Here is a 25,394-nt window from a genome sequence, read left to right on the forward strand (position 1 = left end):
TTACTAAAAAGGTAAATAATGGGTTTGTATATCCAAGATGTTAAGAGATATTTTGGTCTCAATAATCTAGATGAAAAGATAGAAAAGTATTGTGATTTCGATGGAGGCTACTTTGTTGAGCTTGGCGCCAATAATGGCATCCACCAGTCAAATACGCTATATTTCGAAAGGTATAGAAATTGGAAGGGTCTATTGGTAGAGCCCACACTGCACAACTATTTGGCGTGCCGACAGAATCGGAGTAGACAAACTCACTTGTTTTGCAACGCATGCGTATCTTTTGACTATAAGGATAAATTTGTCGAAATTATTTACTCAAATTTAATGACAATTTCGGTAGGTCTGGAATCTGATATTGCATGCCCAAAAGAGCATGCAGCAGAAGGTAAGAGGTTTTTAGGGCAATTTGAGGAAAATGTAACTTTTGGAGCTATTGCCAGACCATTGAATGACTTGCTAATAGAGGCAGGCTCTCCCTATTCAATAGATTTGCTTTCCTTGGATGTTGAGGGGGCAGAGATTGAGGTTCTTAAGGGGATTAATCATGACAAATTCAAATTTCGCTACATGGTCATAGAGAGCAGAAGTTTTGATAAGTTGAAGGCGTATTTAGAGTCAAACGGCTATCAGTATCTTGATCGCCTATCTGATTGGGATTATTTATTCAAGTTAGCCATTTAGTTTAGATGCTAAAATAATTTAAATTAACGCCCCTTTAGCTCATCTGGTAGAGCAACTGATTTGTAATCAGTAGGTGGTCTGTTCGAGTCGGACAAGGGGCACCACTTATTTAGTTGGATAAGTCTCAAAAAGTTTTAGCAATGGGCTATCAGGAATTTTTGCATTCAAATACTGAAAAGCTCTGCACAGATTTGGTTTTTCTTTATAGTCCTTCAGAGTCGCAGCTAAAAGACCTTTCATATTCTCTTTGGAGCAATTTTCAAGATATGCGCACATTGTCCACGGAGATCCGATCCTAGGAACTATGTCATTTGCGAATCTGATGAGCTCAGTTTCTCTAATAAAAAATGGAAAATTGTCTGCACGGTGAAATCCAAATGCTTTCTTATTTACCGGTCCCGCTTCGTGTGAAAATTTAGTAGCAAGTTCTTTAGGCGCAAAAAGTACACCATGCTCTTCAAGTAAGGTTTTTTTGTGGCAGCACAAGAGGACATCCTCAGGTTGATCGAATGGGTTTTTTAAGTCGACAGAAATTTTTAATTCACTAATTTTTTCAAGTAATTTTCTGGAGCGGAGACTAAACCCCCCGTTCCCAACCCACCCCACTTCGTCACAGGGGGCGCCAATATAGTCATAATCTAAAAAATTGGGCAACCAAGAGTTGATATTTATAGGAAATCCATCCCACTGAAATACTAATACATGACTGTCTTTAATAATAGGCGGGAGATTTTGGAGGATGATCTGACTGTATTCATTATTGGATTTTATAGGCTCAATTTCTATATAGTTAACATTAGGGCACTCTGTAAATGGCTTATCCGAGAAGGTAAAAATTTCGTTAATAAATGGCAGAGACTGCACTATTTTGATAGCAGTAGAGGCAAATTTTTTATTAGGATATGTATCAACAATCGCAGCCGATATTTTAGGCATGGCATTACTTTCAGATATTAATTTTAAGCACCAGTATTCACTTATATCTTAATTAAGAATTAAAATTTCTCAAATGGTTTAACCCCGGTGATATCTAGAGTTCCGACTAATGTTTCGTCCATTACCCAATTAAAGTAATCCGCCAAGCGTATTGGGAAATTGGTATTGCCTTGCAATCTCTCCCAATTAGCCAAAGCCCCTTTATATCCGTAGTAACTTTCTTTGAATGTGAGTTGACTTGGGGTGACATAAGCAAAATGTTGGAATACAAGACCTTTGGCTTCCGTTTCCTCGTGGCTAAATACTCCGCGATTCATTACTGGTTTTACTTTCCCGCTGAAATCTCGCTCTACGAGAGTCGGAGGCTCGTGGGCTGCCCAAAAGAAATGCGGCTTAAAGCGCCAAGTTCTTTGCCATTCAAAGTTTGGATTATTTGCATAGCCATATCTAGTTAATATCAGTAAATTGGGTCCAACAAAGTAATGACACCAATAGAATGCGGCAAATTTTTTAGGTTGATCTTGAAACATCTGGTGTGCGGCGATAATTTGATTCACAGACCAGAATTCATCAACATCAATTTGCCATAAGATGCACTCTTTTTTGATTGATTTCAATGGCGCGTTTACCATTTCTAGCTTGCCATCCCAGAACTTACCCGCTGGTTTTCTATAAACAGAAATTTGCTTTGGATAAAGGGTCTTTAGTTGGTCAATATATTCACTGGTTCCATCGATACTGCGCCCATCTTGATGAAGTAATTCAGGAATCTTACCCCCGGCAGCCAATGACCAGGCGGTATCATGTTTCAGCTCCGCAATTCCCTCTACGATATGCCAATGCCATTTCATTGGAAGACTTATAAAAGTATCAATATGCTTCTCAATAAATGGTTGACCATTGATGACTATGGTGAAGAAGTGTATTTCAAGGTTATTCAATATAATATCCGATAATCAGTTTATTAAGCTATTTTAGTATCTAAAAAACATATGGATCCTAACTCAATAACTCATCAGAAACGCGTAATTTTTGCTGGTATCGCCAGAGACTGCGAAAAATTTCTTCCTAATGTGCTCGAGGAAATAAGTTCCCTCTCAGAGATTTTTATAGATTCAGCATTTATTTTTCTTGAAAATGACTCACAAGACTTAACTAAGAAAATCTTAAATGATTGGGGCCAGAGCAAGAATAACTTTACATTGTTGAACATGGATGGGCTTGGGCAGTTGCCGATTCGCACCCTTAGGCTGGAATATTTACGAAATACTTATATTGAATTTATTAAGAAAAATGATGTAATCAGCAATTTCGATTACTTACTAACGCTTGATATGGATGACGTCAACACTGAAGGTTTAAACATTGATAGATTTATAGAGTCAGTCCAATTTCTTGATGCGGCTGCAGATAGAGCTGCGGTCTTTGCGAACCAAGAGGGTATTTATTACGATATGTGGGCGCTCAGACATAAAGAGCTATGTCCCGGCGATATATGGGAAGAGGCCCTTGATTTTGTTGATAAGTTCAAGTTATCGGATGTGGAGGCCTACCAAAAAACGTTCCGGAAGCGAATTTTATCTTTTGACAAAAATAGGGATTTCGTTGAAGTAGATTCTGCTTTTGGGGGAATTGGCATTTATAAGCTTTCTTATGTGTTAAATAATCCAAACCCATACCTCGGATCAAAAGTAAAAGTTTTAATGTCGGCCGATAAAAAAGTGTTGATCAGTAGGATGCAGGTTTGTGAGCATGTTCATTTCCATCGGGGGATCCGAGCAATTGGCGGAAAGCTTTTTATTAATCCGGCACTAATAAATTTTAAGAACAAAAATGAAAATTTTAATCCCTCATTTTTTAGAAGTTTACTTTTCTAATTTTTCTTTATTGGTCTCAGGAAGCCAAAAAAAAGCGATTACGCAGGCAAGTAACAATAAGATAGCCGGATAATAAAGTCCACCAACCTGGCTAGTGAGTCTGTGATTTATCCAAGCCACAATAAAGGGGAGCATTCCTCCTATCCAACCTGCAGCTAAGTTATGCGGAAATGTTGCGGCACTGCTTCTGGACTTCGCTGGAAATAATTCAGTCAAGATGGCTGCTTGAGGTCCTCCGAGGAGGCCTAAAATTAAAGACAAGCCCAACATAATGCAACCAATTATGTTGATATCTTGCTGAGTTAAAGGTAGATGAGATCCAATCGTTTCTATCATCCAAAACGCCGGAAGAATTAGCAGGGCCCCTAAAGCGAGGCCACAAGTAATTATTGGTTTTCTCCCAACCTGGTCTGATAGCCATCCAGCAAAAATAATGGATAGCACTAAGAAAAGAGTTGATAGGACGCTTAATTGATCAACGAGTTCTGCTGAAAGTCTGACAGTTGTTTTGAGGAAAATGGGTAAATAAATTTGTGCGCAGAAAAAAAGTATTGCCCCAGCCCCAGAAACGCAGAAAAAAAGCAAAAACATTCTCTTGCGAATTTCTGAATCTTTGAAATTATTGAGTAGTTGCCCCTCCGTTTTTAAATCTTTTGTTTTTAATTCCTCAAAGATTGGAGTCTCTTCCAAAGTCTTCCGGAAATAGATTGCGAGCAAGAGCAATAAGAAGGATATGAAAAATGGAATACGCCATCCCCAGGCCTGAAATTCTTCTGGGGACAGCCATTGCTGAAGAAATGTGATTTGTAAAGTCGAGGCAAGGATGCCAAATGGCCCCATGAGTTGTAAAAAGCTCGTTTTGAAACCCCGATTTTTTTCTCCAGCATGCTCAGCCAGAAAGATTGCTCCCCCACCAATTTCTCCGCCAGCAGAAAATCCCTGCAAAATTCGAAGGCTGACCAAAAGAATGGGGGCCCAGATGCCAATTTCAGAGTAAATCGGTAAAAAGCCAACTAAAAGCGTCGCTAGACCCATGATCGAGATGGTGATCATGAATACCGGCTTACGACCAATCCGGTCACCCAAAGAGCCAAAGAATGCTGCTCCAATCGGTCTGACTATCATTCCCACCCCAAAGGTTGCAAGACTGGGTAAAAGACTGGCGGAGGGGTCATTCGAGGGGAAGAAAAGAGGCCCAAAAGTCACGGCTAGGGCACCAAAGGTTAAAAAGTCGTACCACTCCAAAAAAGTCCCAAAACAAGCCGCAAGAACGGTTTTAAGGTAACTTTGTGGCTTCTTATCTATATATAAGTTGTTGTTTATATTCAATTTTTCTTAATTTAATCTATATTTGTTGCAAAGCAGCAAAAAGTTCTTGATTTGTCATTATTGTTTAGATATAGTTCTATGGTGCAGTGCAATATTTAAAGTTTTCAAGCGCATTAAATGCACTTAATAGATTAGTTGCACCACTTAATTACTGGAGAAATAAATGAACCAAGAACAAATCGCAGCTCAATTGTCCCAAATTAACAGCAAAGGCCTCGAGGCTACATTTTCTTTGAGCGAAGCTGCTCTTGAGAATGCTCAAAAATTGGCTGAGTTGAACTATGCAGCATCTAAAGATGCATTAGTGAATGCACAAGACGGTATTCAGCAAGTTTTGAATGCTAAAGATCCAAAGCAAGTTACTGAGATTATCAGTGCTGATGCATTGCAAGCTGCTGGTACACAAGCTGTTGCTTACCAGCGTAAAGTGACTAAAGTATTGCGTGATAGCAATAAAGAACTCGCAAGCGTAATCGAAGCCAATATTGATCAATTGCAAAATGGTTTCCAAGAGTGGGTTAACACTGTTTCCGCTAATGCTCCTGCAGGTTCTGATGCATTCTTGTCAACATTCAAGACTGTATACGGCAGCGCATTGCAAGGTTTTGAACAGTTCCGCTCTGCAAGCAAAGAAGCTTTTGCAACTGCAGAAAAAACTGCTGAGCAAGCAATCGATGCTGTTCAAGGTCAGATCACTCAAGTGAAAAAAGCTGCTCCTGCAACACGTGCACGCAAAGCTGCTTAATTGCTAAAGCAATAACTAGTATTGAGTTTCAAGAAAGCCCGCTGTAGCAATATGGCGGGCTTTTTATTTGCTTATTCAGCGTCATCAGCTGATTCAAGCAGAGGCGAAGCAAGATTTTTGCTAGGCTTTACACCCAGTTCACGCACCTTTTCAGCGGAGCGGATTAAATTCCCTTTGCCAGACTTCAGCTTATTGAAGGCATCGTGATAGCTTGTTTGTGCTTGGTCCAAACGTTGACCGAGTTTTTCAAGATCATCTACAAAGTTCACAAACTTATCGTATAGATTGCCGCATTGCTTAGCGATCTCCAGGGCGTTACGATTCTGATGATCTTGCCTCCATAGATGGGCAACAGTTCTCAGTGTGGCCATGAGCGTGCTTGGGCAGACCAGCACAATATTCTTAGCAAGCGCCTCTTGGTAGAGGTTTGGTGCTGTCTTCAGGGCCAATAAGAAAGCAGGTTCGACGGGCACAAACATCAGCACAAAATCGACAGAACCAATGCCATACAGGGAGCTATAGTTCTTTGCAGAAAGTCCCTGAATATGTTGACGCAAGGACTGAATATGGGCCGCGAGTTCTTGCTCAGCAATGACGGGGTCAGTACTTTCAGCATGGCGGGCATAAGCAGTAATGGAGACCTTGCTATCCACGACAAGGCTGCGACCTTCTGGTAATTTCACTACAACGTCAGGTTGAAGGCGTGAACCATCGGTAAGGGTATGGCTATCTTGCACTAAATACTCTTCGCCTTTACGCAGGCCAGAAGATTCTAAGATCGACTCTAGAACGAGCTCACCCCAGTTACCTTGAACTTTAGAGTCACCCTTGAGTGCTTGCGTGAGGGAGCGAGTCTCATCGGACATTTTGAGATTCAGATTAGCAAGACGTTCTATCTCACTCTTTAAGGCAAAGCGCTCGCGTGCTTCATTGCCATAAGAAGTGTTGACCTGTTCTTTAAATTCAGTGAGTTTGGTTTGTAATGGCTTCAGGAGGGCATCTAAGCTAGCTGCATTCTGTTCGGTAAATCGCTTGGATTTATCTTCCAGAATCTCATTAGCTAAATTCTTGAACTGACTGGTCAGAGCCTCTTTGGCTTCATTGAGAGATTCAATTCGTCCTTGGCTCTGTTTACGCTCTGAATCGAGTTCAGCCTCGAGCCGAATGGCTTTTTGAATGGCCTGATCCCGTTCTTGCTGAACGCCGGTAAATTGTTGAAGTGCGGCGCGTAGACTAAATATGTAGACCAATAGGCCTACACAAATTCCAAAGGCTAGGCCTAATAAAAGAAGAGTATCTAAGCTCAAATTCAAGTTAGAGTCAATTAGGCTTTAACGAGCTTTTGAAGTTCGCCGCTTTGGAACATTTCTGTCAGGATGTCAGAGCCGCCAATGAATTCACCATGGATATAGAGTTGGGGAATCGTCGGCCAATTAGCATATTGCTTAATCCCTTGACGAATATTTTCATCATCAAATACGTTTACTGTGTGCAGATTCTCAACCCCGGCTGCCTTCAAAATATTGATGGCATTTCCGGAGAAGCCGCATTGAGGAAATTGGGCAGTGCCCTTCATAAAAAGAACGACTGGGTGTGAGCTAACAATTTCTTTAATCTTTGCTTGGGTGTCCATGATGGTCTTTCTTGAATCTATTAGGATGAGTTGATTTTAAAGCTTTATCGAAAAAGGGCGCCAAAGCAGTTTAAGTAAAAACCTTATTTTCTGGCAGTGCAGACCCTGGGATTGCCAGCTAAATCGACATGGTTCTGAATACTCCTCAATCCAGCTTCAGCCATGATCTCCATTACGGCAGCGCTCTGATCAAAGCCATGTTCAACCGCAAGTAGCCCTTCAGGTCTAAGATGAGCGGGGGCGCCAAAAATAATGGCCTTTAAGCAGTTTAAGCCGTCAAAGTGATCGCTTAGGGCGGACTGAGGCTCAAAGCGCAAGTCTCCTTGGCCCAGATGAATATCCCCTTTAGCGATATATGGGGGGTTGCTGACGATGACGTCAAATTGATCATTGCCTTCAAGTGCTTGATACCAAGACCCTTGCTTGAAATTGACTCTTTTATCTAATTTGAGATTTCGGGCATTTTGCTGGGCAATCTGTAAGGCTGCTATGGATTGGTCGGTCGCAGTGACCACGGCATTATTTGCCGAGTGGGCGATTGCCAATGCAATAGCGCCTGAACCAGTTCCTAGATCGAGAACTGTTACGGTTCCTGCAACTTGTTTGATTGCATCTAAGGCGAGATCAACTAACAGTTCAGTTTCTGGCCTTGGAATCAAAACCCCTGGCGCAACAGTCAGCTCAATCTCATGAAACCCTTTTTTACCGATGAGATAAGCAATCGGCTCTCCCGCCAATCTTTTCGACTCTAAGGTTTTCCAATCACTCAAGGCAATTGGGCTGAGCGCTAAATCATCTTGAGAGAGCAGAGCACTACGAGGGAGTTGATAGTGCTTATTAATCACATCAGCCAACAAAATACGAGCTTCATTAGCAGGCAGTAGGCTCGAGCCAAGTAAAGCGCGAATTGAGTATTCTGCGCTCATCAGTAATTAGTTATCGCCTAAGGCTGCTAAGAGTTCGGCTTGGTGTTCAGATGCCAGAGCATTACACAGATCATCTAGATCACCATCCATCATGGCATCAATTTTATAGAGCGTGAGATTGATGCGGTGGTCGGTAATCCGACCTTGCGGGAAGTTGTAGGTCCGAATACGATCACTGCGATCACCCGAGCCAATCAGAGACTTACGCGTTTGTGCTTCAAGCTGATGCTTCTCGCGTTGCCGCGCATCCATAATGCGGGATACCAAGACCTTCATGGCCTGCTCTCTATTGCGATGCTGACTGCGATCATCCTGGCATTCAACTACTGTCCCAGTTGGTAAGTGGGTAATCCGGACTGCCGAGTCGGTCTTATTAATATGCTGACCGCCTGCACCAGATGCTCTGAAAGTATCAATACGCAGTTCAGCGGGATTGATTTTGACGGCTTCCAATTCATCTGCCTCCGGCATCACAGCTACAGTGCAGGCTGACGTATGAATGCGTCCCTGCGTTTCGGTTTGGGGAACTCGCTGAACACGATGACCGCCGGATTCAAACTTCAGCCTTGAGTAGACTGACTGTCCAACCAGGCGGAGCACGACTTCTTTGTAGCCACCCAAGTCTGACTCAGCTGAACTGACTACCTCGACTTTCCAGCCCTGTCTTTCTGCGAAGCGCGTGTACATTCTGAGTAGGTCTCCTGCAAAGAGGGCGCTTTCGTCACCACCAGTACCCGCTCTAATTTCTAAGAAGACATTACGCTCATCATTTTCATCTTTAGGCAACAAGAGTTTTTGTAAGACAGCCTCCAGCTCTGCCATCGTTGCTAAAGCTCTTTTTTGCTCTTCATCTGCAAAGTCTTTCATTTCAGGATCTTTACGCATTTCTTCTGCCGCCTCAGAATCCGCTTCAGCTTGTTTATAAAGACCAAATTGCTCAACGACTGAGGCAATATCTGCATGCTCACGAGTGAGCTTGCGATAGATGTCCATGTCTTTCGTGGACTCTTCAGTGGTTAAGAGGGAATTGAGTTCAGCTAAGCGTGTATCGAGATGGTCTAGCTTAGCCCGCATGCTGGGCTTCATTTAATGATCTTCTGGCTTAGTCTGTGAGGCAAATAATTTAGGAAGGAGCTTAATCAGGACATCACGCTCAGCCCCATTGGAATGTTGTAAAGCATGTAGAGAGCCATGTAAAAACTTATTTGTAAGACCTTGTGCCATGGCTTGTAGGACTTCTTGAGGATCATCACCGCGCATGAGGCGCTTCATCGCGCGCTCTAATTCCAGTTGACGCAGTTGCTCACCTTGTTGCTGAATATCTTGAATCAGCGGGACAGCATTGCGACCTTGCATCCAATGCATAAAGTTGCCCACGCGATCTTCAATAATCGCTTCTGCCTGACTTACTGCCGCTTGACGCAAAGAGGCGCCTGTCTGAATCATGACGCCTAAGTCATCAACGGTATAAAGATACACATCATTTAGGCGAGCAATTTCAGGTTCAAAATCTCGTGGCACCGCTAAGTCAATCATGACCATTGGCTTATGACGGCGATGCTTAAGAGCGCTCTCTACTAGGCCTAAACCAATAATCGGTAGGGAGGAAGCGGTGCTGGAGACGACGATGTCAAACTCATGCAGACGATGGGATAGCTCAGAAAGCTTAAAAGATTCCGCTTCAATATCTTGATTGGCAATCGAGTCAGCCAGTTCTTGGCCACGCTCAATAGTCCGATTTGCAATGGCAACACTTTTCGGCTTCTGTGCAACAAAGTGCGTGGCACATAAATTGATCATTTCACCAGCACCAATAAATAGCACGCGCTGATCTTGTATGGTTTCAAAAATTCGCTCTGACAAACGTACTGCTGCAGCTGCCATAGAAATCGAGTGTGCACCAATTTCAGTAGTGCCACGGACTTCTTTAGCGACTGCAAAAGTTTTCTGAAAGAGTTGATTGAGATAGGTGCCTAATACGCCAGCATCATTTGCGGTGCGAACGGCATCCTTCATTTGCCCAAGGATTTGGGTTTCACCAATCACCATGGAGTCGAGTCCACAGGCTACTCTAAAAGCGTGTCTGACTGCTTCAGATTGTGGCAATGAATAAATATGGGGTTGCAAGCTACTGGGGGCTAGGCCTTGGGTTTTCGCTAACCAGTCAAAAGTGGCCTCATGTAAGACGTTGGCAGCATCAGAATCATTAGCGGCACAATAGACTTCAGTGCGATTGCAGGTTGACAGAATGGTTGCTTCTGGCAGCCCGGCCTGATTCGCGCCAACGAGATGTTGGCGAAGGTTATGCAACGCTTCTTGAAGAAATTCAGGGTCAAAGGCAACTTTTTCCCGAATGGCGACCGGCGCTGTGTGATGATTGATGCCGAGTGTCAACAACTTCATAATGGTAATTATAGATTTGAAGACGCTAATCATGGGGGTTGCAATGGGGTTTTTGGCTTTTCTGGTGATCGGGGGCGGTTCTAGCTTTGCTAGTTGGGTTTTCTACCCCCGGCGATCCTTGCGTCCAACCCCAATTTATCGCCTGCTAGGCGCCATTTTGCTGGGTTTTCTAGTGGCTTTGGGAAGTTCCTATATCGGTCAAATAGGACATTTTTACCAACCTGGCCAGATGCTGGAGTGGTTTAGCGCTATTGTTACTTCTGCTATCGCAGGGGCAGTCTGGGCAGCCTTATTCAAATAAACCTCCCTGTGTGCCAGTTGGTTTCTGATCTGCCTTAACCCAAACAATCGAAGATTGCTGATGGCTGTCGAGCCACTGATTGGCTTTTGTGAAATGCCCACAGCTTTCTTGCCCGCCGAGTTTTAAAAAAGGACGATCGGTTTTATATACCCCAAGTCCAGAAGGGTGGGAAGCACACAAGACCAATTGATCTCTGCTTGGTTCAATCAGGCTCAATTTCGATTGCGCATGACCACCCCAAAGCATCCAAACTAGACCAGCCCTCTGGATGGCTAAAGAGTGAATTAATGCATTTATCAGAGAGCTCCAGCCTAAATTGGTATGGCTTCCGGCTTCGCCCAGTCTTACACTGAGTGCCGTATTGAGTAAGAGAACACCTTGCGAGGCCCAATGATGCAAATCGCCGTGAGGTAAATCTCCAAAGCCTTCGAGAATCAGGGCTTTACGAATATTGCGTAGTGAGCTTGGAAACTCTCTAGAGTTTGTAGGAATATCTGCCGGAATAGAAAAAGCTAAACCTTGAGCGAGGCCTGGGGAGTGATAGGGATCTTGCCCCAGAATGATGACCTTGACTTGATCGACTGGTGTCAAACGCAATGCATTGAAAAAATTCTTGGCTTCAGGCCGGATCAATTCTGGATGCGCTTCAAGTTCAGATTGCAGACGAGCTTGCAAGTCAAACCATTCTGGCGAACTGAAATAGTCCCCAAGTAATGCCCGCCAATCCTTCGGAATATCTTCTGGTGAAATCAGCATCAGACTGGATTACACGGTTGAAAGTTGATATTGCTTTGGAGTTTGATGAAGGTTGAGATGTGCCATGCGCTCATGCTCAAGATCTTGACGATAAAAACAGATGATGAGATCTTGATTCATTGTCAGGCTATCTAGGACTTTATCCCAGCGTGAGCTCGTGACTCGCTGACCATTGATGCTGGCAATCAGATCGCCGGGCGCTAGTCCAGCTGCTTGGGCGAGTCCACCATCAAGTACATGGGTTAATTTGAGCCAGCCCTTCTCTTCTGAATATCGAACACCGAAGGCTAGCTTTACCATCTCAATCTTGGTGAGTAATTTAGAGCCCACCTTAATAAAGCGCGGGTTAAACCATTTTTCTAAGGGAAGATCTGCTGTACCAAAGATGTACCGTATCTTAAATTCAGACCAAATTTTTTGAAAGCCAGTTCCCAATAAATCAGAGATGAGGAAATCGAGACCATGTTCTTCAATGCCGTCCATGGTTAAACCGTGCTCTTGCCAAATTAAGCGCATCAGATCATCAAGTGACTTGCGACCTTTTGTGAAATTTCGAATTTGAAGATCCAGGCCCAATGCTAACAGGGCTCCTTTGCCGTAGTAACTGACAACACTGTTGGGGGTATTTTCATCGGCTTGGTAATACTTAGTCCAAGCATCAAAAGAGCTGTCAGCGAGGCTTTGTTTATTTCTTCCTGGGCTGCGTAAGATTGCATTCCAGTTGTCAGCAACAATACCCAAGTAGGTTTTTAAATCGATTCGCTTGCTGCGCAAGAGCTGTAGATCATCGTAGTAACTAGTAAAGCCCTCGAATAACCAAAGTAAGTGTGTATGATTTCTGCGGTCTAAACGATAGGGTTGGAATGCTTTGGGTTGGATCCGTTTGACTAGCCAGGCATGAAAATATTCATGACTGCAGAGCCCTAAAAATTCTTGATAGGCTTTTTCATCTAAAGCAATTTCTGTCTGGGGGATTTGGTCACGACGGCAGAGTAGGGCGGTGCTATTACGATGCTCCAGGCCGCCATAACCGCTAATCACTGCATTGACTAAAAATAAATAGCGATTAAATGGAGCCCGTTTACTTTTGGGTTCAAAGAGCGCAATGGTCGATGAGCAAATCGCTTCCAGATCTTCTGCCAGCCTTTTATGTTGTATTGGATGAATACACCCCTGAATCGCCATGCTGTGTGAAATACCCTGAGATTTCCATTCAACCACCTGAAACTGTCCCATCGCAATTGGATGATCAATCAAGTCATCAACATTTTCAGCGAGATAAAAACCAAAACCTTGCTGATCTATTTTGACGGAGCGCAGCGTAGTTTGAACGGACCAAAATTCAGCATCTGCAGTCTTTGGCGGAACAAGCACCAAAGCGCATGGAATATTTTCCTGCCCTTGAACTATTAAACACAAACTGGTTGCATTAAAAAATGCACGTTCAGTATCCAGATAAGCGGCGCGGACCGATGAGTCAAAGGCATAAATGGTTGTAAGGATTTCAACTGGGCCAGTAACACGGGGCAAGCGCCATTGGTCATTGTTAATGCGCTCTAGTGCGATTGGTTGCTGAGGCTTGTGGCTAGAATAGGCCGCAATTGTCTCAATATGCTTGCTAAAGTCTCGAATCAAATAACTGCCTGGAATCCAGCTGGCCATTTGCAAGACTTGTCCAGCAGGGTCGGGATTCTCAATTCGAAGTTTGACGTGAAAGCGGTGTCCATGCAGATCTGCTGGCCAGATCGTGTATTCAATTGCAGGGTAATCTTGAGTAATGGCTGGGTTCATGTTCGGTTCTTATTCATTAGCAGCTAGCTATTTGAGACTAGCCAACTTTTTCTCGATGTCAGTCAACTGCGCTGCGCCAGGGAAGCGACTCCCATCAATAAAGAAGATAGTAGGAGTGCCAGTAATCCCTAAAGTCTTTGCTAGACCAAGATTTTTCTCGATTGCTCCAGTATTGCAATCGCCTTTACCAGTGATAGGTGTGCCATTGATCATCCAATCCACATAAGTTTTACTGGGATCAGCGGCGCACCAAATTTGTTTGGCTTTTTGTACTGAGTCAGCTGACAGGATCGGAATAAGGTAGTTATAGATGGTGACGTTATCAAGTTGTTGTAAGGATTTTTCTAAGCGCTTGCAATAACCACAATTGGGATCAGCAAAGATGGCCAGCTGGCGACTGCCATTGCCGTGTACTACTTTGATGGCATTGGCGCTTGGTAAATCAGACCATTTAATTCGATTCAGATCACTTTGACGTTGCTCGGTGATATTTTTACCAGTAGCAACTTCAATAATTTCTCCTTGAAGAAGATATTTACTATTGACATCGGTATAGAACACATCATTACCTACTTGAACTTCATAAATTCCTGCAATTGGAGAGGCAGTAACAGATTTAATCTTCGAATTACCACCCAATTTGCCTTGCAGCTCAGTTTTGATTTTTTGCTCAGACTGAGCATGGGAAAGATTTGCAAAACTGAGGCTCAAAGCAAGACATAAAAGAAACGGTAATAATTTATTCAAGATTGCTATCTCCAAGAGCCTGTTGAATCAGGCGCTGCTTCAAAAAATGACTTTTGTTCACTAGTCCTAGACCAAAGTTGCGGGCGAAACGTTCTGTATTGCTTGAACCAGAAAATAATTTTTTTAATTTATCGGTAACCCAAAGTAAGGCACTCGTATCGCCTTGACGTTCACGCTCGTAGCGTCTCAGTAAATTGAAATCATTAATCGAGCGAAAGCTTTCGCGTTTCCCTAAAACATTCAGGAGCGCAGCAACATCGCGCAGTCCCAAATTGAGTCCTTGGCCGGCTAAGGGATGTATGACGTGTGCCGCGTCCCCAAGAAGAACTACTTTAGGATCATCTGGGGGGCCAATTAATCGTTCCGCACGCATTTTTCTTAAGGGAAAGCTGGTAGGCTGAGAGTGCAAGGTTAACGCACCGAGCTGTTGAAGAATTGCCCCATTTGCGATTTCCGAAAACTGCCTACCCCACTCAGACTGGCTTAGCTCAAGTAAATGTGCGGCGTGACTATTTGATGTAGACCAGACCATCGAAACTTGTTGATTGGGTAAGGGCAGCATCGCAATAATGTCACCGCCTGGCAGAAACCATTGGTAGGCAGTTTGTAAATGCGATTGGGTGCACTGCCAATTGGCTACGACAGCATTCTGCTCGTAACTTTCTTCTGTGGTTTCAATTCCGATAGCCGAGCGAATAAAAGAATTGGCACCATCAGCAGCAATCACGAGCTGGGCAAAAATGGATTTTCCATTTTCAAGTTGTAATTGAACACCGCCTTCGTCAACATGGATTTCAGAAATACTGGCGCTCAAACGCTCTAATTTATTTTGAAAGCGTGATGCAGTATCTAGGGTGTGTTCAATCACACCGGATTCACCAATCCAGGCTAATTCGGAAACGCCTGCCTCGAAAGCCGATAAATGGAGTTGGTCTGCCCGCTCGCCCCGATCGCCATAAATACGCATATCTTTCACAACCTGAAGGCGAGAATGATCAACAGCATCCCAGACTTGTAGATGCTTTAGAAGAGAAACGGTTCCTGGTGAAAAGGCATAAATTCGCTGCCCCCACTCGGATCCAGAAGGGTTGGGAATGGTGTGATCCAGTCCGGGAGCGACCTCTAAGGTTTGGAGTCCTAGCTGCGCCAGACCCAGCGCTACTGCTTTGCCAACGATGCCGCCGCCAATGACAGCCACATCAATCGACCTAGAACCTGGGGGTTTGGTAGCGCTTGCGAGGGCCTGATTTTGATGAACTTCTGACATAACTCGATGATATCGAAACCAGCCCCTTTACAATGTAAACATGTCTTTGAAATGTGGCATCGTCGGCCTGCCTAATGTCGGCAAATCTACTCTGTTTAATGCGCTTACCAAAGCTGGTATTGCGGCTGAGAACTATCCATTTTGCACAATCGAGCCTAATGTGGGTGTGGTCGAGGTTCCTGACCCCCGATTAGCGGCTCTGGCTGAGATTGTTTCTCCGGAGAGAATCCTTCCTGCCGCGGTGGAATTTGTGGATATTGCCGGTTTGGTCGCAGGCGCCTCCAAAGGTGAGGGTCTGGGCAATCAATTTTTAGCCAATATTCGCGAGACCGATGCGATTACGCATGTGGTGCGGTGCTTCGAGGATCCCAATGTAATTCACGTGGCTGGCAAAATTGACCCAATTGCCGATATTGGTGTGATTGATACTGAGCTCGCTTTATCCGATTTGGCAACGGTTGAAAAGACCTTAAATCGGTCTTCTAAAGCCGCAAAGTCAGGAAATGACAAAGAAGCAGCTGCATTGGTGGCGATTCTGACCAAAGTTCAGACTCATTTAGATTCTGCTCTGCCAGTTAGAAGTTTAAAACTGACTGATGAAGAGAAATTACTGATTAAGCCACTATGTTTAATCACCGCCAAGCCTGCCATGTATGTGGCGAATGTGAAAGAGGACGGTTTTACCAATAATCCCCATCTAGAAGCTGTTCAGCAGCATGCGGCAAAAGAGGGTGCACCCGTTGTAGCAGTCTGCGCCGCAATTGAGGCCGAAATTGCCGATTTGGATGATGCCGATAAGTCTGCCTTCTTGGCGGATCTGGGCATGGATGAGCCTGGCTTAGATCGTGTAATTCGGGCCGGGTATGCATTGCTAGGCCTACATACTTATTTCACAGCAGGCGTAAAAGAAGTGCGAGCCTGGACGATTCATCAAGGGGATACCGCGCCACAAGCGGCTGGAGTGATTCATACAGACTTTGAGCGTGGCTTTATTCGTGCCCAGACCATTGCTTACGCTGATTTCATTCAATACAAGGGTGAATCGGGTGCCAAAGAAGCTGGCAAGATGCGTGCTGAGGGCAAAGAATACGTAGTCAAAGACGGAGATGTATTGAATTTCTTATTCAATGTCTAAATTACTCAACTAAAACAACAAAGCCCGCCAAGTAGCGGGCTTTTTATTTGACACCAAAGAAGACTTGATCAGCCAGCTGCTTTAACGGCCTTTTCAAGACACTTCGAAAGCTCTTCGTAGCGCTTAAGAGCAAGCTTGGTGGGAATAACTTCCTTCTTGCGACCATCTTCATTTGCTGCCATCTTGATATATCCCATGGCACTCAAGGTCTTAAGACGACCATGCAGTGTAGCTTGCGAACCTAATGCTGAAAGTGAAATTAAATCACCGACTAGCACTGATTTTTTCGCCTGAAAGCTCAGCACAATTGTATTGAGCAGACTTTCTTCTGTGTGATCTAGCTTTTTGCCTGGCGCAATTCTGTCGATTGCATCAATGAGATTTAAAAATCGCAAGTAGGCGGAAGAGTTGGTGTTTGACATTTTGGACTAGGGCAGTGAACGTATCGTTCGGTATTCGCTCAAGAGCTGATTATATGCCCAATTCAATACAAATGTATTTCAGTCCTTGCACTTGAAAAGTGCATTAAGCGCTTCACCTGGATTGGACGCGCGCATAAAAGTTTCGCCAACTAAAAAACCATGAACATCATGATCCTGCATTAAATGGACGTTCTCGATATTTAATATTCCAGACTCCGTAATGACGATCTTCCCTTTTGGTATATGGGGGAGCAAGGAGATGGTGGTTTGTAAACTCACCTCAAATGTTTTGAGATTGCGATTATTAATTCCGAGCAATGGTGTTTTTAGTTGGAGCGCAGCCTCTAATTCTTCAGCGTTATGAACTTCCACTAATACATCTAAGTTTAGTTCGCTAGCGCACAGTTCAAGCTCTTTCATTTGATTGATATCGAGAGCTGCAGCGATCAACAGAATAGCATCAGCACCAATAGCGCGGGCCTCATAGACTTGATAGGGATCAATCGTGAAATCTTTTCTGAGTACGGGAATATTGCAGGCAGCACGAGCAGCCTCCAAGTAAGCATTCGATCCTTGGAAATAGTCGGCATCGGTTAAAACGGAGAGACAGGCTGCGCCGTTGTCGGCATAGCTTTGAGCAATTTCAGCAGGGTGAAAATGCTCGCGCAAAATGCCTTTGCTGGGACTTGCTTTTTTAATCTCGCTGATGACGGCAGGTTTGCCGCTGGCAATTTTGTTTTCAATCGCCGCTACAAACCCACGAGGTTTGAGTGGCCCGTTTTGATTATTGGACTCTGCTTTGCTGCGTTGTTGGGCAAGAGAGATCTTTTGCTGATCTCTGGCTACTTCAAGCCGCTTGGTCCCCACAATTCGGTCGAGAATATCGCTCATATATCTCTGGTGGTTAGGATTGCATGTTATGGCTCGCTGCAATGAATGCATTGAGTTTTTGTAGCGCGGCACCAGATTCAATTGCTTGCTTTGCCATTGCAATGCCACTAGCAATATCTTTGGCCATATCAGCAACATAGAGCGTGGCTCCAGCATTTAGGCAAACAATATCTTTGGCTGGACCTGCTGCACCATTCAGGATATCCAGAATGATCTGCTTAGACTCCGTAGCATTTGTAACTTTGAAGTTAGCAGTGGGGGCGATGTTTAGGCCAAAATCGCTGGGGTGAATTTCATATTCGCGGACTGTGCCATCTTTAAGTTCACCCACCAAAGTGGCGCCCTCAAGAGAAATTTCATCAAGGCCGTCGCGACCATAGACCACTAGTGCGTGTTTCATATTTAGCGCTTGTAGAACCCGCGCCTGAATCCCCACTAGGTCAGCATGAAAAACGCCCATCAAAATATGCTGAGCATCTGCAGGATTCGTTAATGGTCCAAGAATGTTGAAGATGGTTCGCACACCCAGCTCTTTGCGAACTGGGGCAACATTTTTCATAGCGGGGTGATGATTGGGGGCAAACATAAAGCCCGCGCCAATCTCAGAAATACATTGAGAGACTTCTGCGGAATTCAGGTTCAAGTTGACCCCAAGAGTCTCAAGAACATCTGCACTGCCGGATTTACTGCTCACGCTGCGGTTGCCATGCTTAGCAATTTTTGCACCGGCTGCTGCTGCAACGAACATGGCTGCAGTGGAGATATTGAAAGTATGGGCACCATCACCGCCAGTGCCGACCACATCCACTAAGTGTGCTTTGTCGTCAATATGAACAGGAGTGGCAAACTCACGCATCACCTTAGCGGCAGCGGCAATTTCACCAACGGTCTCTTTCTTAGTGCGCAAGGCGACTAATAACCCTGCAATCAAGGCAGGCGGCATTTCACCATTCATCATCATGCGCATGAGATAAGTCATCTCATCAGGAAATAACTCGCGGTGTTCGATGCAGCGCTGGAGGGCTGCTTGAGGAGTAATGGGCATGACGCTCATGATGAGGCCTGGAGGAAATTCTTTAAGAGAGCATGTCCATGTTCGGACAGAATTGACTCAGGATGAAACTGCACTCCCTGCACAGCAAGTTCGCGATGACGCACACCCATGATTTCTCCATCGGGTGAGCTTGCGGTGATCTCTAAAACGGCGGGTAAAGAGCTTCTTTCAATTGCCAAAGAGTGGTAACGGGTCACTGTAAATGGATCGGGCAAGTTCTTAAAAACGCCCAATCCCGTGTGATGAATTTGATCTGTTTTGCCATGCATTACTTTTTGGGCGCGCACAATCTGTCCGCCGAAGGCTTCGCCAATGGCTTGATGCCCTAAACAAACGCCCAAAATCGGAATTTGTCCTGCATAGCGCTTGATAGTCTCTACCGAGATGCCGGCTTCTGCTGGGCTGCAAGGTCCTGGAGAGATACAAATACGACTCGGCTTAAGAGCAGCAATCTCTTCAACTGCAATTTCGTCGTTACGAACAACTTTCACTTCTTCACCCAGTTCAGCAAAGTATTGAACCAAGTTGTACGTAAAAGAATCATAGTTATCAATCATGAGGAGCATCGAGTCCTCCTTGTACTAAATCTGCTGCCATTAAAACTGCACGGGCTTTCGCCTCTGTCTCTCTCCATTCGGCGGCTGGATCTGAGTCAGCCACTACACCAGCTCCGGCTTGAGAATGTAAAACCCCATTCCGAATAACTCCTGTACGAATTGCAATCGCAACATCCATATCACCCGAGAAAGAGAGGTAGCCCACAGCGCCGCCATAGACACCCCGTTTAACGACTTCCATCTCATCAATAATCTCCATTGCCCGAATCTTGGGAGCACCCGATAAAGTACCTGCTGGGAAAGTAGCGCGCAGAACATCCATATTGCTCATATTGTCGAGCAATTGACCCTCTACTGAGCTCACAATATGTTGTACATGAGAATATTTTTCAATCGACATAGAGTCAGTGACCTTGACAGAGCCTGTCTTAGCAATCCGACCCACATCGTTACGAGCCAGATCAATCAACATCACATGCTCAGCAATTTCTTTGGGATCCGCCAACAGTTCTTTTGCTAGACGTTCGTCCTCTTCTGGAGTGCTACCACGAGGACGTGTACCAGCAAGCGGACGAATCGTCACCATCTTGTTTCCCTCACGAAGCTCTTGTCTAACCAAAATTTCTGGCGAGGAGCCAACTACCTGAAGATCCCCAAAGTCATAGAAGTACATATAAGGTGATGGATTCAGGGATCGTAAAGCCCTATAAAGTGCCAAAGGAGAATCAGTAAACGGTTTACTAATGCGTTGGCCAATAACCACTTGCATGCAATCGCCAGCCAAAATGTATTCTTTAGTTTTGAGAACGGCGCTCTCAAAATCTGCCGCCTTAAAGTTACGCACCAATTCAGTTTTGCTACTTGGTCGAGAGGCAGGCATGCTGAAAGGTTTGCTTAAACATGCGAGTAATTCCTTCAAACGCGCTTGTGCTTTTGAAAAGCTATCGCTCTGAGAAGGATCGGCATAGACAATAAAATAAATTTTGCCAGCAACGTTATCAACTACTGCTAATTCTTCTGTGAGCATGAGTTGAATATCAGGCGCACCTAGCTCGTCTGGAAGATAATGTTTAGCGAGTTTTGCTTCGATGTAGCGTACGGTGTCGTAAGCAAAGTAACCTGCTAAGCCACCACAGAAGCGGGGTAGGCCGGCTTGTAAGGCAACCTTGAAGCGTTTGAAGTAAGCATCAATAAAGTCGAGCGGATTATCTTGATTAGTTTCTACAACCTTGCCATCAGTGACAATTTCAGTCAGAGGGGCAGTAGGTGTACCAGTAGTTCTTAAGATGGTTTTGGCTGGCAGGCCAATGAATGAAAAACGACCAAAGCGCTCACCGCCCAAAACAGATTCAAGCAAATAGGTATTTTTCTTACCAAAGGCTTGGGTGAGCTTCACATACAGTGACAGCGGTGTCTCAAGATCAGCCAATACTTCTTTTACCAAAGGAATGCGATTAAAGCCTTGCTTTGCTAAAGCATTAAATTCATCGAGCTGCATTACGCTTGTCCTGACTTCGCCAATTCTGAGCGCATCTCTTGAATAATATTTGCGTAATTGGGTTTGCCAAAAATCGCTGAGCCAGCCACAAAAGTATCAGCACCGGCCTTTGCAACCGCCGCGATATTATCGATTTTGATACCACCATCGACTTCAAGCCGTATCTTTCTGCCACTTTCCTGTTGATGACGGTCTAAGCGAGTCCTGACTTGAGCTATCTTGCTGAGCGTGCTCGGAATAAATGACTGCCCACCAAATCCAGGATTGACTGACATGAGTAAAACCAGATCAACTAAATCCAGAATGTGATCGAGATGATCTAAGGGGGTTGCAGGATTAAAAACTAAACCTGCTTGACAGCCGTGATCGCGTATCAGATTCAGCGTGCGATTCACATGAGGGCTTGCCTCGGGGTGAAAGCTGATAAGGTTGGCTCCTGCCTTGGCAAAGTCAGGAACAATTCGATCAACAGGTTCAATCATCAGATGTACATCGATGATTGCTGGCTTACCATCTTTGATGGCGTGTGGTCGAATAGCTTCACAGACCAATGGTCCAATGGTGAGGTTAGGGACGTAGTGGTTATCCATCACGTCAAAGTGAATCCAGTCTGCCCCAGCAGCGAGAACCTCTGTCACTTCTTTGCCCAGACAGGCAAAGTCAGCCGACAAGATCGAGGGCGCTATGACAAAAGGCGAATTGAGGTGCAAATTTGGCTTATCCATCCCTAGATTCTAGCTTGCAGTTGTACTTTGGATGGAGCAGAATTGCGGCATGAATTCCATAGAGATCAGCATTACTGTGCACTCCCAGTACCTTCCGGAGCAATCTGACCCCGATAACCAACAATTCGCCTTCGCCTATACCGTGACCATTCGGAATTCTGGGGCGGTGAACGTTCAGTTGATCGCCCGCCATTGGTTCATTACGGATGGAGACGGAGGTGTCCAGGAGGTGCGTGGCTTGGGAGTAGTTGGTCAGCAACCGCTTTTAAGGCCAAACGAGCAATTTGAGTACACCAGCTGGGCGACTTTGCCCACTCCGGCCGGCACCATGAGAGGGGAATATTTCTGCATTACTGAGGAAGCTCAGTTCTTTCAGGCGCCCATTCCTGAGTTTGCCCTAGTGATGCCTAGAACTTTGCACTAGCAACTAGCTATTTTTTCCCTTTTCCGGTCCAAAGGACAATAAACAATAACAATCCCAGCGCAATGGCTGCCTCAAGGACAAAAAGAAGCATTGGGTATTCATCGAGTAAATTGGCAATCATGGCTTCTAAATTTCATCAATTATTGGGTTGTGTGCGTCGGCGCTACCTAAGTAGTGTATTCCTAGCGGCTATTCTGGGTTTAGTTGTGGGCTGCTCTGTGCCTCCCACACGTGGCCCGGGAAGTTACTCCAGCGGTGGAGGGGCTCCAAGTTCATACGGCTCCCAGATAGCTACTTTTTCTGCAGTCTCATGGCAGGCTCTACCAGGATGGCGCGAAGATGATCTCAGCAAGGCTTGGCCTGCATGGCTGAGGAGCTGCGAAGTCCTTCGGAAAAAAAGCGGCGAGATCAATTGGCGCGGAGTTTGCTCCCAAGCAAATACCATTTCAGCGCGTGATACCCAAGGCATTCGTCAATACTTTGAAAGTCGTTTCCAGGTCTACGAAGTGCGTAATAGCAATAACGGTAGCGATACCGGCCTCATTACGGGCTATTACGAACCCCTCATGAATGGTTCGCTAACGAGAACAAGTACATTTACCGTTCCTTTATATGCCTACCCGAGTGCCTGGAAGAAATCCAAGCCGATGCCTGCGCCAACGCGGGCGCAGCTGCTGAGTTCAGGGGTTTTAAATGGCTCTGAAATCGCTTGGGTCCAAGATCCGGTTGCAGCAGCGTTTATGCAGGTTCAGGGTTCAGGAAAAATTCGTCTGCAAGATGGCCGTATTTTGCGTCTAGGTTTTGCTGGAACAAATGACCAGCCTTTTCAATCTTTTGCTCAGTGGTTAATTAATCGCAATGCGCTTTCCAAGAGCCAGGCCTCGATGCAGGGTATCTCTGAATGGGCTAAGCGCAACCCAGGCCAAGTAGATGAAATGCTGAATGCCAATCCGCGCTTTGTTTTCTTTAAAGAGTTACCGAGCGATGGCGGTGCTGATGTGGGTCCAGTTGGAGCCTTAGGGGTGCCACTGACTCCCGAAAGAAGTATTGCAGTTGATCTGAGATCAATTCCTATTGGCGCGCCAGTATTTTTGGCAACCAGCAAACTATCGAATGGCGATTTGATTCAAAAGTTGGTCATGGCGCAAGATACTGGAAATGCTATTGTGGGCGGCGTCAGGGCTGACTTTTTCTGGGGATCTGGTGATGCAGCCGCAGAGCTGGCGGGCCATATGAAGCAAAATGGCAAGATGTGGTTACTATTGCCTCGTTAAGACAATCTTCTTGCTGGAAGGAAATCATGAGTAATCAAAATATATTGACTGAGGTGGATGGTAAGGTTGCCATCGTCACCCTGAATCGACCTCAGGTCCTCAATGCGATTGATAACGACTTGATGGATGAGCTTGTTTCTGCTTTGCAAAAATTCGACGCCGATGATCAGATTGCCTGCATGATCGTGACAGGAAGCGAAAAAGCGTTTGCCGCAGGAGCGGATGTTTCTAAGATGGCAAGCCTGAGCTTTAACGAAGCCTATCGCCAAGAATTCATCACGCGCAATTGGGATCAGATTAGAACAATTCGTAAACCGATCATTGCTGCAGTATCCGGTTATGCGCTTGGCGGTGGCTGTGAGCTAGCCATGATGTGCGACATGATCATGGCCTCGGAAACTGCTAAATTCTCCCAGCCTGAAATTAAGTTAGGAATTATTCCAGGAGCTGGCGGTACGCAACGCTTGCCTCGCGCTGTTTCAAAATCGAAAGCAATGGATCTCGTATTAACAGGCCGCATGATGGATGCTATTGAAGCTGAGCGAGCAGGTCTAGTCTCCCGAATTTTTCCACAAGCGGATTTCTTGAAACAAGTGATGGCAGTTGCGCAGGAGATTGCATCGATGCCTTTATTGACCATCATGATGGCTAAGGAAAGCATTAATACTGCTTATGAAACGACGCTCTCTGAAGGAATTCATTTGGAGCGCCGTTTATTCCACAGTTGCTTTGCTACCCATGATCAAAAAGAAGGCATGGCAGCCTTTATTGAAAAACGCCCAGCGAAATTTACAAACTCTTAAGCTAGATAGCGCTGTGCAAGTTTGACCCAGTAACTCACTCCAACCGGAATGAGCGCATCATTGAAGTCATAAGACGGGTTGTGTAAGTGACATGGTCCCATGCCATGACCTACCGAGCGATGGTCCCCGTCGCCATTACCTAAGAAGACGTAGCATCCCGGCTTCTCTAGCAGCATAAAAGCAAAGTCTTCAGCACCCATAGTGGGATCAATATGCATATTCACCCGATCTTCGCCTACGAGTTCTTTCATCACTTCGCCAGCAAAATGAACTTCTTTTGCATGATTAATGAGTGGAGGGTAGTTGCGTGAAAAGACAATTTCGGCATGACAGTCAAAAGCATTGGCCACATGCTCTGCAATCTCTCGCAGTCTTTGCTCTATCAAATCTAAGACCTCTAAGGTAAAGGTCCGAATAGTGCCACCAATAAAGGCGCTATCTGGTATTACATTGCTGGTCTCACCAGCATGAAACTGGGTCACAGATAAAACGGCGGCATCAACTGGACGTTTATTGCGAGTAATAATGCTTTGTAAGGCTTGAACTACTTGTACTCCGGTGAGCACGGGATCTGCACTATTGTGTGGAAGTGCGGCATGACCACCTTTGCCTTTGATCGTAATTTCAAAAGTATTACTAGAGGCCATCATGGGGCCAGAAGTAATACCAAAATTGCCTTCAGCTAAGCCTGGCCAATTGTGAAGGCCAAACACAGCATCACAAGGAAACTGTTTGAATAAACCATCGTTGATCATTTCGCGAGCGCCAGCACCACCCTCTTCGGCAGGCTGAAAAATAAAGATCACACTTCCTTTGAAATCTCGATGATTGGATAAATATTCAGCAGCTCCGAGCAACATGGCGGTATGACCATCATGGCCACACGCATGCATTTTTCCAGCGTATTGAGATGAATGTGAAAAAGTGTTGTGCTCTTGCAAGGGCAGAGCATCCATATCGGCGCGCATGCCAATCATTTTTCCTGGGCCTAGCTCTCCATTAATACGACCGACCACCCCAGTTTTTCCGAGGCCACGGAAGACTTCAATCCCCCAGCTCGAGAGTGCTTCAGCTACGAGTTGTGAAGTGCGATTCTCTTCAAAGCGTAATTCAGGGTGGGCATGGATATTGCGCCGAATTTCTTGAATTGCGCTTGAGGAATCAATGATCTCAGGGAGTAAACGCATCCCTTCATCTTAGCCGAAAGTGATGGAAAGTC

At 45.1% G+C, this 25,394-nt stretch carries 26 protein-coding genes and 1 tRNA gene; 8 read left to right on the forward strand and 19 right to left on the reverse strand.

Annotated features, from left to right (window positions below):
• The first annotated feature begins 18 nt into the window (after positions 1-18).
• On the forward strand, positions 19-681 hold the full coding sequence (locus tag AOC06_RS00675) for an FkbM family methyltransferase (protein ID WP_215380402.1): 663 nt from the start codon (positions 19-21) through the stop codon (positions 679-681).
• 28 nt (positions 682-709) lie between these two features.
• Positions 710-785: transfer RNA gene (locus AOC06_RS00680), tRNA-Thr, on the forward strand.
• A gap of 1 nt (position 786) precedes the next feature.
• Here AOC06_RS00680 and AOC06_RS00685 read toward each other — a convergent pair.
• Both AOC06_RS00685 and AOC06_RS00690 read right to left on the reverse strand, forming a co-directional pair.
• Entirely contained in the window at positions 787-1,617 is an 831-nt protein-coding gene (locus tag AOC06_RS00685) for a DUF5672 family protein (protein WP_215380405.1), read from the reverse strand.
• 59 nt (positions 1,618-1,676) lie between these two features.
• Complete coding sequence (locus AOC06_RS00690; protein ID WP_215380408.1) at positions 1,677-2,558, reverse strand: hypothetical protein; 882 nt, start codon at positions 2,556-2,558, stop codon at positions 1,677-1,679.
• Positions 2,559-2,609: 51 nt separating this feature from the next.
• Here AOC06_RS00690 and AOC06_RS00695 point away from each other — a divergent pair, with 51 nt between their 5' ends.
• Positions 2,610-3,494, forward strand: a complete 885-nt coding sequence (locus tag AOC06_RS00695) for a hypothetical protein (RefSeq protein ID WP_215380411.1) — start codon at positions 2,610-2,612, stop codon at positions 3,492-3,494.
• On the opposite strand, the gene AOC06_RS00700 is transcribed toward AOC06_RS00695, so the two are convergent.
• A complete protein-coding gene (locus AOC06_RS00700) occupies positions 3,483-4,823 on the reverse strand; it encodes an MFS transporter (RefSeq protein ID WP_215380414.1) in 1,341 nt (446 codons plus the stop codon). The genes AOC06_RS00695 and AOC06_RS00700 overlap by 12 nt on opposite strands.
• A 163-nt stretch (positions 4,824-4,986) precedes the next feature.
• Between AOC06_RS00700 and AOC06_RS00705 the strand changes: the two genes are divergently transcribed.
• A complete protein-coding gene (locus AOC06_RS00705) occupies positions 4,987-5,568 on the forward strand; it encodes a phasin family protein (protein WP_215336784.1) in 582 nt (193 codons plus the stop codon).
• Positions 5,569-5,639: 71 nt separating this feature from the next.
• On the opposite strand, the gene AOC06_RS00710 is transcribed toward AOC06_RS00705, so the two are convergent.
• From AOC06_RS00710 to AOC06_RS00750, 9 genes are all read right to left on the reverse strand, one after another.
• Entirely contained in the window at positions 5,640-6,875 is a 1,236-nt protein-coding gene (locus AOC06_RS00710; RefSeq protein WP_255879974.1) for a DNA recombination protein RmuC, read from the reverse strand.
• Positions 6,876-6,892: 17 nt separating this feature from the next.
• Complete coding sequence (grxD, locus tag AOC06_RS00715) at positions 6,893-7,201, reverse strand: Grx4 family monothiol glutaredoxin (RefSeq protein WP_112317990.1); 309 nt, start codon at positions 7,199-7,201, stop codon at positions 6,893-6,895.
• A gap of 83 nt (positions 7,202-7,284) precedes the next feature.
• On the reverse strand, positions 7,285-8,127 hold the full coding sequence (gene prmC, locus AOC06_RS00720) for a peptide chain release factor N(5)-glutamine methyltransferase (protein ID WP_215380417.1): 843 nt from the start codon (positions 8,125-8,127) through the stop codon (positions 7,285-7,287).
• 6 nt (positions 8,128-8,133) lie between these two features.
• Positions 8,134-9,213 carry a peptide chain release factor 1 gene (prfA, locus tag AOC06_RS00725; protein WP_215380419.1) on the reverse strand — a complete coding sequence of 360 codons (1,080 nt, stop codon included), beginning with the start codon at positions 9,211-9,213 and terminating at the stop codon, positions 8,134-8,136.
• Positions 9,214-10,530, reverse strand: a complete 1,317-nt coding sequence (hemA, locus tag AOC06_RS00730; RefSeq protein WP_215380421.1) for a glutamyl-tRNA reductase — start codon at positions 10,528-10,530, stop codon at positions 9,214-9,216. It abuts the gene before it with no gap.
• 289 nt (positions 10,531-10,819) lie between these two features.
• The gene (locus tag AOC06_RS00735; RefSeq protein ID WP_215380422.1) at positions 10,820-11,587 is read right to left on the reverse strand and encodes a uracil-DNA glycosylase; all 768 of its coding nucleotides are present in this window, start codon (positions 11,585-11,587) and stop codon (positions 10,820-10,822) included.
• Positions 11,588-11,596: 9 nt separating this feature from the next.
• On the reverse strand, positions 11,597-13,378 hold the full coding sequence (locus AOC06_RS00740) for a M61 family metallopeptidase (protein WP_215380424.1): 1,782 nt from the start codon (positions 13,376-13,378) through the stop codon (positions 11,597-11,599).
• Between the two features lie 27 nt (positions 13,379-13,405).
• Positions 13,406-14,125 carry a DsbC family protein gene (locus tag AOC06_RS00745; protein ID WP_215380426.1) on the reverse strand — a complete coding sequence of 240 codons (720 nt, stop codon included), beginning with the start codon at positions 14,123-14,125 and terminating at the stop codon, positions 13,406-13,408.
• Positions 14,118-15,392, reverse strand: a complete 1,275-nt coding sequence (locus tag AOC06_RS00750) for an FAD-dependent monooxygenase (protein ID WP_215380427.1) — start codon at positions 15,390-15,392, stop codon at positions 14,118-14,120. Before AOC06_RS00750 ends, AOC06_RS00745 begins: the two co-directional genes overlap by 8 nt.
• A gap of 40 nt (positions 15,393-15,432) precedes the next feature.
• Between AOC06_RS00750 and ychF the strand changes: the two genes are divergently transcribed.
• Positions 15,433-16,527, forward strand: coding sequence for a redox-regulated ATPase YchF (ychF, locus tag AOC06_RS00755; protein WP_215380429.1), 1,095 nt, complete (start codon positions 15,433-15,435; stop codon positions 16,525-16,527).
• A gap of 68 nt (positions 16,528-16,595) precedes the next feature.
• Here ychF and AOC06_RS00760 read toward each other — a convergent pair whose 3' ends face one another.
• The 6 genes from AOC06_RS00760 to rpe all read right to left on the reverse strand — a co-directional run bounded on the left by AOC06_RS00760 (position 16,596) and on the right by rpe (position 21,674).
• On the reverse strand, positions 16,596-16,949 hold the full coding sequence (locus AOC06_RS00760; RefSeq protein ID WP_215380431.1) for a hypothetical protein: 354 nt from the start codon (positions 16,947-16,949) through the stop codon (positions 16,596-16,598).
• Positions 16,950-17,027: 78 nt separating this feature from the next.
• Positions 17,028-17,840: an indole-3-glycerol phosphate synthase TrpC gene (gene trpC / locus AOC06_RS00765; RefSeq protein ID WP_215380432.1), complete on the reverse strand. Its 813-nt coding sequence runs from the start codon at positions 17,838-17,840 to the stop codon at positions 17,028-17,030.
• A gap of 13 nt (positions 17,841-17,853) precedes the next feature.
• On the reverse strand, positions 17,854-18,885 hold the full coding sequence (trpD, locus tag AOC06_RS00770) for an anthranilate phosphoribosyltransferase (RefSeq protein WP_215381640.1): 1,032 nt from the start codon (positions 18,883-18,885) through the stop codon (positions 17,854-17,856).
• Positions 18,886-18,890: 5 nt separating this feature from the next.
• On the reverse strand, positions 18,891-19,460 hold the full coding sequence (locus tag AOC06_RS00775) for an anthranilate synthase component II (protein ID WP_215380434.1): 570 nt from the start codon (positions 19,458-19,460) through the stop codon (positions 18,891-18,893).
• Positions 19,444-20,949 (reverse strand): anthranilate synthase component I, encoded by a 1,506-nt coding sequence (gene trpE, locus AOC06_RS00780; RefSeq protein WP_215380436.1) that lies wholly within the window; start codon positions 20,947-20,949, stop codon positions 19,444-19,446. The genes AOC06_RS00775 and trpE overlap by 17 nt, the downstream gene beginning before the upstream one ends.
• Positions 20,949-21,674 (reverse strand): ribulose-phosphate 3-epimerase, encoded by a 726-nt coding sequence (gene rpe / locus AOC06_RS00785; RefSeq protein WP_215380438.1) that lies wholly within the window; start codon positions 21,672-21,674, stop codon positions 20,949-20,951. The genes trpE and rpe overlap by 1 nt, the downstream gene beginning before the upstream one ends.
• 49 nt (positions 21,675-21,723) lie before the next feature.
• Between rpe and apaG the strand changes: the two genes are divergently transcribed.
• The 3 genes from apaG to AOC06_RS00800 all read left to right on the forward strand — a co-directional run bounded on the left by apaG (position 21,724) and on the right by AOC06_RS00800 (position 24,175).
• Entirely contained in the window at positions 21,724-22,098 is a 375-nt protein-coding gene (gene apaG, locus AOC06_RS00790) for a Co2+/Mg2+ efflux facilitator ApaG/CorD (protein ID WP_215336809.1), read from the forward strand.
• 119 nt (positions 22,099-22,217) lie between these two features.
• Positions 22,218-23,372 (forward strand): murein transglycosylase A, encoded by a 1,155-nt coding sequence (gene mltA, locus AOC06_RS00795; protein ID WP_215380440.1) that lies wholly within the window; start codon positions 22,218-22,220, stop codon positions 23,370-23,372.
• A 26-nt stretch (positions 23,373-23,398) separates the two neighbouring features.
• Complete coding sequence (locus AOC06_RS00800; protein ID WP_215380442.1) at positions 23,399-24,175, forward strand: enoyl-CoA hydratase; 777 nt, start codon at positions 23,399-23,401, stop codon at positions 24,173-24,175.
• Here the strand turns inward: AOC06_RS00800 and AOC06_RS00805 are convergent.
• Positions 24,172-25,362 (reverse strand): M20 aminoacylase family protein, encoded by a 1,191-nt coding sequence (locus AOC06_RS00805; protein WP_215380444.1) that lies wholly within the window; start codon positions 25,360-25,362, stop codon positions 24,172-24,174. The two genes, AOC06_RS00800 and AOC06_RS00805, sit on opposite strands and share 4 nt — an antisense overlap.
• Between the last annotated feature and the right edge of the window lie 32 nt (positions 25,363-25,394).

The sequence above is a fragment of the Polynucleobacter paludilacus genome, from assembly GCF_018687595.1.
Classification (GTDB): Bacteria; Pseudomonadota; Gammaproteobacteria; order Burkholderiales; family Burkholderiaceae; genus Polynucleobacter; species Polynucleobacter paludilacus.

Bases quoted from the DNA above. Each gene is read 5' to 3' on its own strand.
- hemA (WP_215380421.1), bottom strand. From the start codon at position 10,530: ATGAAGTTGTTGACACTCGGCATCAATCATCACACAGCGCCGGTCGCC.
- trpC (WP_215380432.1), bottom strand. From the start codon at position 17,840: ATGAGCGATATTCTCGACCGAATTGTGGGGACCAAGCGGCTTGAAGTA.
- mltA (WP_215380440.1), top strand. From the start codon at position 22,218: ATGGCTTCTAAATTTCATCAATTATTGGGTTGTGTGCGTCGGCGCTAC.
- AOC06_RS00760 (WP_215380431.1), bottom strand. From the start codon at position 16,949: ATGTCAAACACCAACTCTTCCGCCTACTTGCGATTTTTAAATCTCATT.
- trpD (WP_215381640.1), bottom strand. From the start codon at position 18,885: ATGCCCATTACTCCTCAAGCAGCCCTCCAGCGCTGCATCGAACACCGC.
- prfA (WP_215380419.1), bottom strand. From the start codon at position 9,213: ATGAAGCCCAGCATGCGGGCTAAGCTAGACCATCTCGATACACGCTTA.
- ychF (WP_215380429.1), top strand. From the start codon at position 15,433: ATGTCTTTGAAATGTGGCATCGTCGGCCTGCCTAATGTCGGCAAATCT.
- AOC06_RS00800 (WP_215380442.1), top strand. From the start codon at position 23,399: ATGAGTAATCAAAATATATTGACTGAGGTGGATGGTAAGGTTGCCATC.
- AOC06_RS00685 (WP_215380405.1), bottom strand. From the start codon at position 1,617: ATGCCTAAAATATCGGCTGCGATTGTTGATACATATCCTAATAAAAAA.
- rpe (WP_215380438.1), bottom strand. From the start codon at position 21,674: ATGGATAAGCCAAATTTGCACCTCAATTCGCCTTTTGTCATAGCGCCC.
- apaG (WP_215336809.1), top strand. From the start codon at position 21,724: ATGAATTCCATAGAGATCAGCATTACTGTGCACTCCCAGTACCTTCCG.
- AOC06_RS00740 (WP_215380424.1), bottom strand. From the start codon at position 13,378: ATGAACCCAGCCATTACTCAAGATTACCCTGCAATTGAATACACGATC.
- AOC06_RS00705 (WP_215336784.1), top strand. From the start codon at position 4,987: ATGAACCAAGAACAAATCGCAGCTCAATTGTCCCAAATTAACAGCAAA.
- trpE (WP_215380436.1), bottom strand. From the start codon at position 20,949: ATGCAGCTCGATGAATTTAATGCTTTAGCAAAGCAAGGCTTTAATCGC.
- AOC06_RS00805 (WP_215380444.1), bottom strand. From the start codon at position 25,362: ATGCGTTTACTCCCTGAGATCATTGATTCCTCAAGCGCAATTCAAGAA.
- prmC (WP_215380417.1), bottom strand. From the start codon at position 8,127: ATGAGCGCAGAATACTCAATTCGCGCTTTACTTGGCTCGAGCCTACTG.
- AOC06_RS00735 (WP_215380422.1), bottom strand. From the start codon at position 11,587: ATGCTGATTTCACCAGAAGATATTCCGAAGGATTGGCGGGCATTACTT.
- grxD (WP_112317990.1), bottom strand. From the start codon at position 7,201: ATGGACACCCAAGCAAAGATTAAAGAAATTGTTAGCTCACACCCAGTC.
- AOC06_RS00675 (WP_215380402.1), top strand. From the start codon at position 19: ATGGGTTTGTATATCCAAGATGTTAAGAGATATTTTGGTCTCAATAAT.
- AOC06_RS00695 (WP_215380411.1), top strand. From the start codon at position 2,610: ATGGATCCTAACTCAATAACTCATCAGAAACGCGTAATTTTTGCTGGT.
- AOC06_RS00775 (WP_215380434.1), bottom strand. From the start codon at position 19,460: ATGCTCCTCATGATTGATAACTATGATTCTTTTACGTACAACTTGGTT.
- AOC06_RS00750 (WP_215380427.1), bottom strand. From the start codon at position 15,392: ATGTCAGAAGTTCATCAAAATCAGGCCCTCGCAAGCGCTACCAAACCC.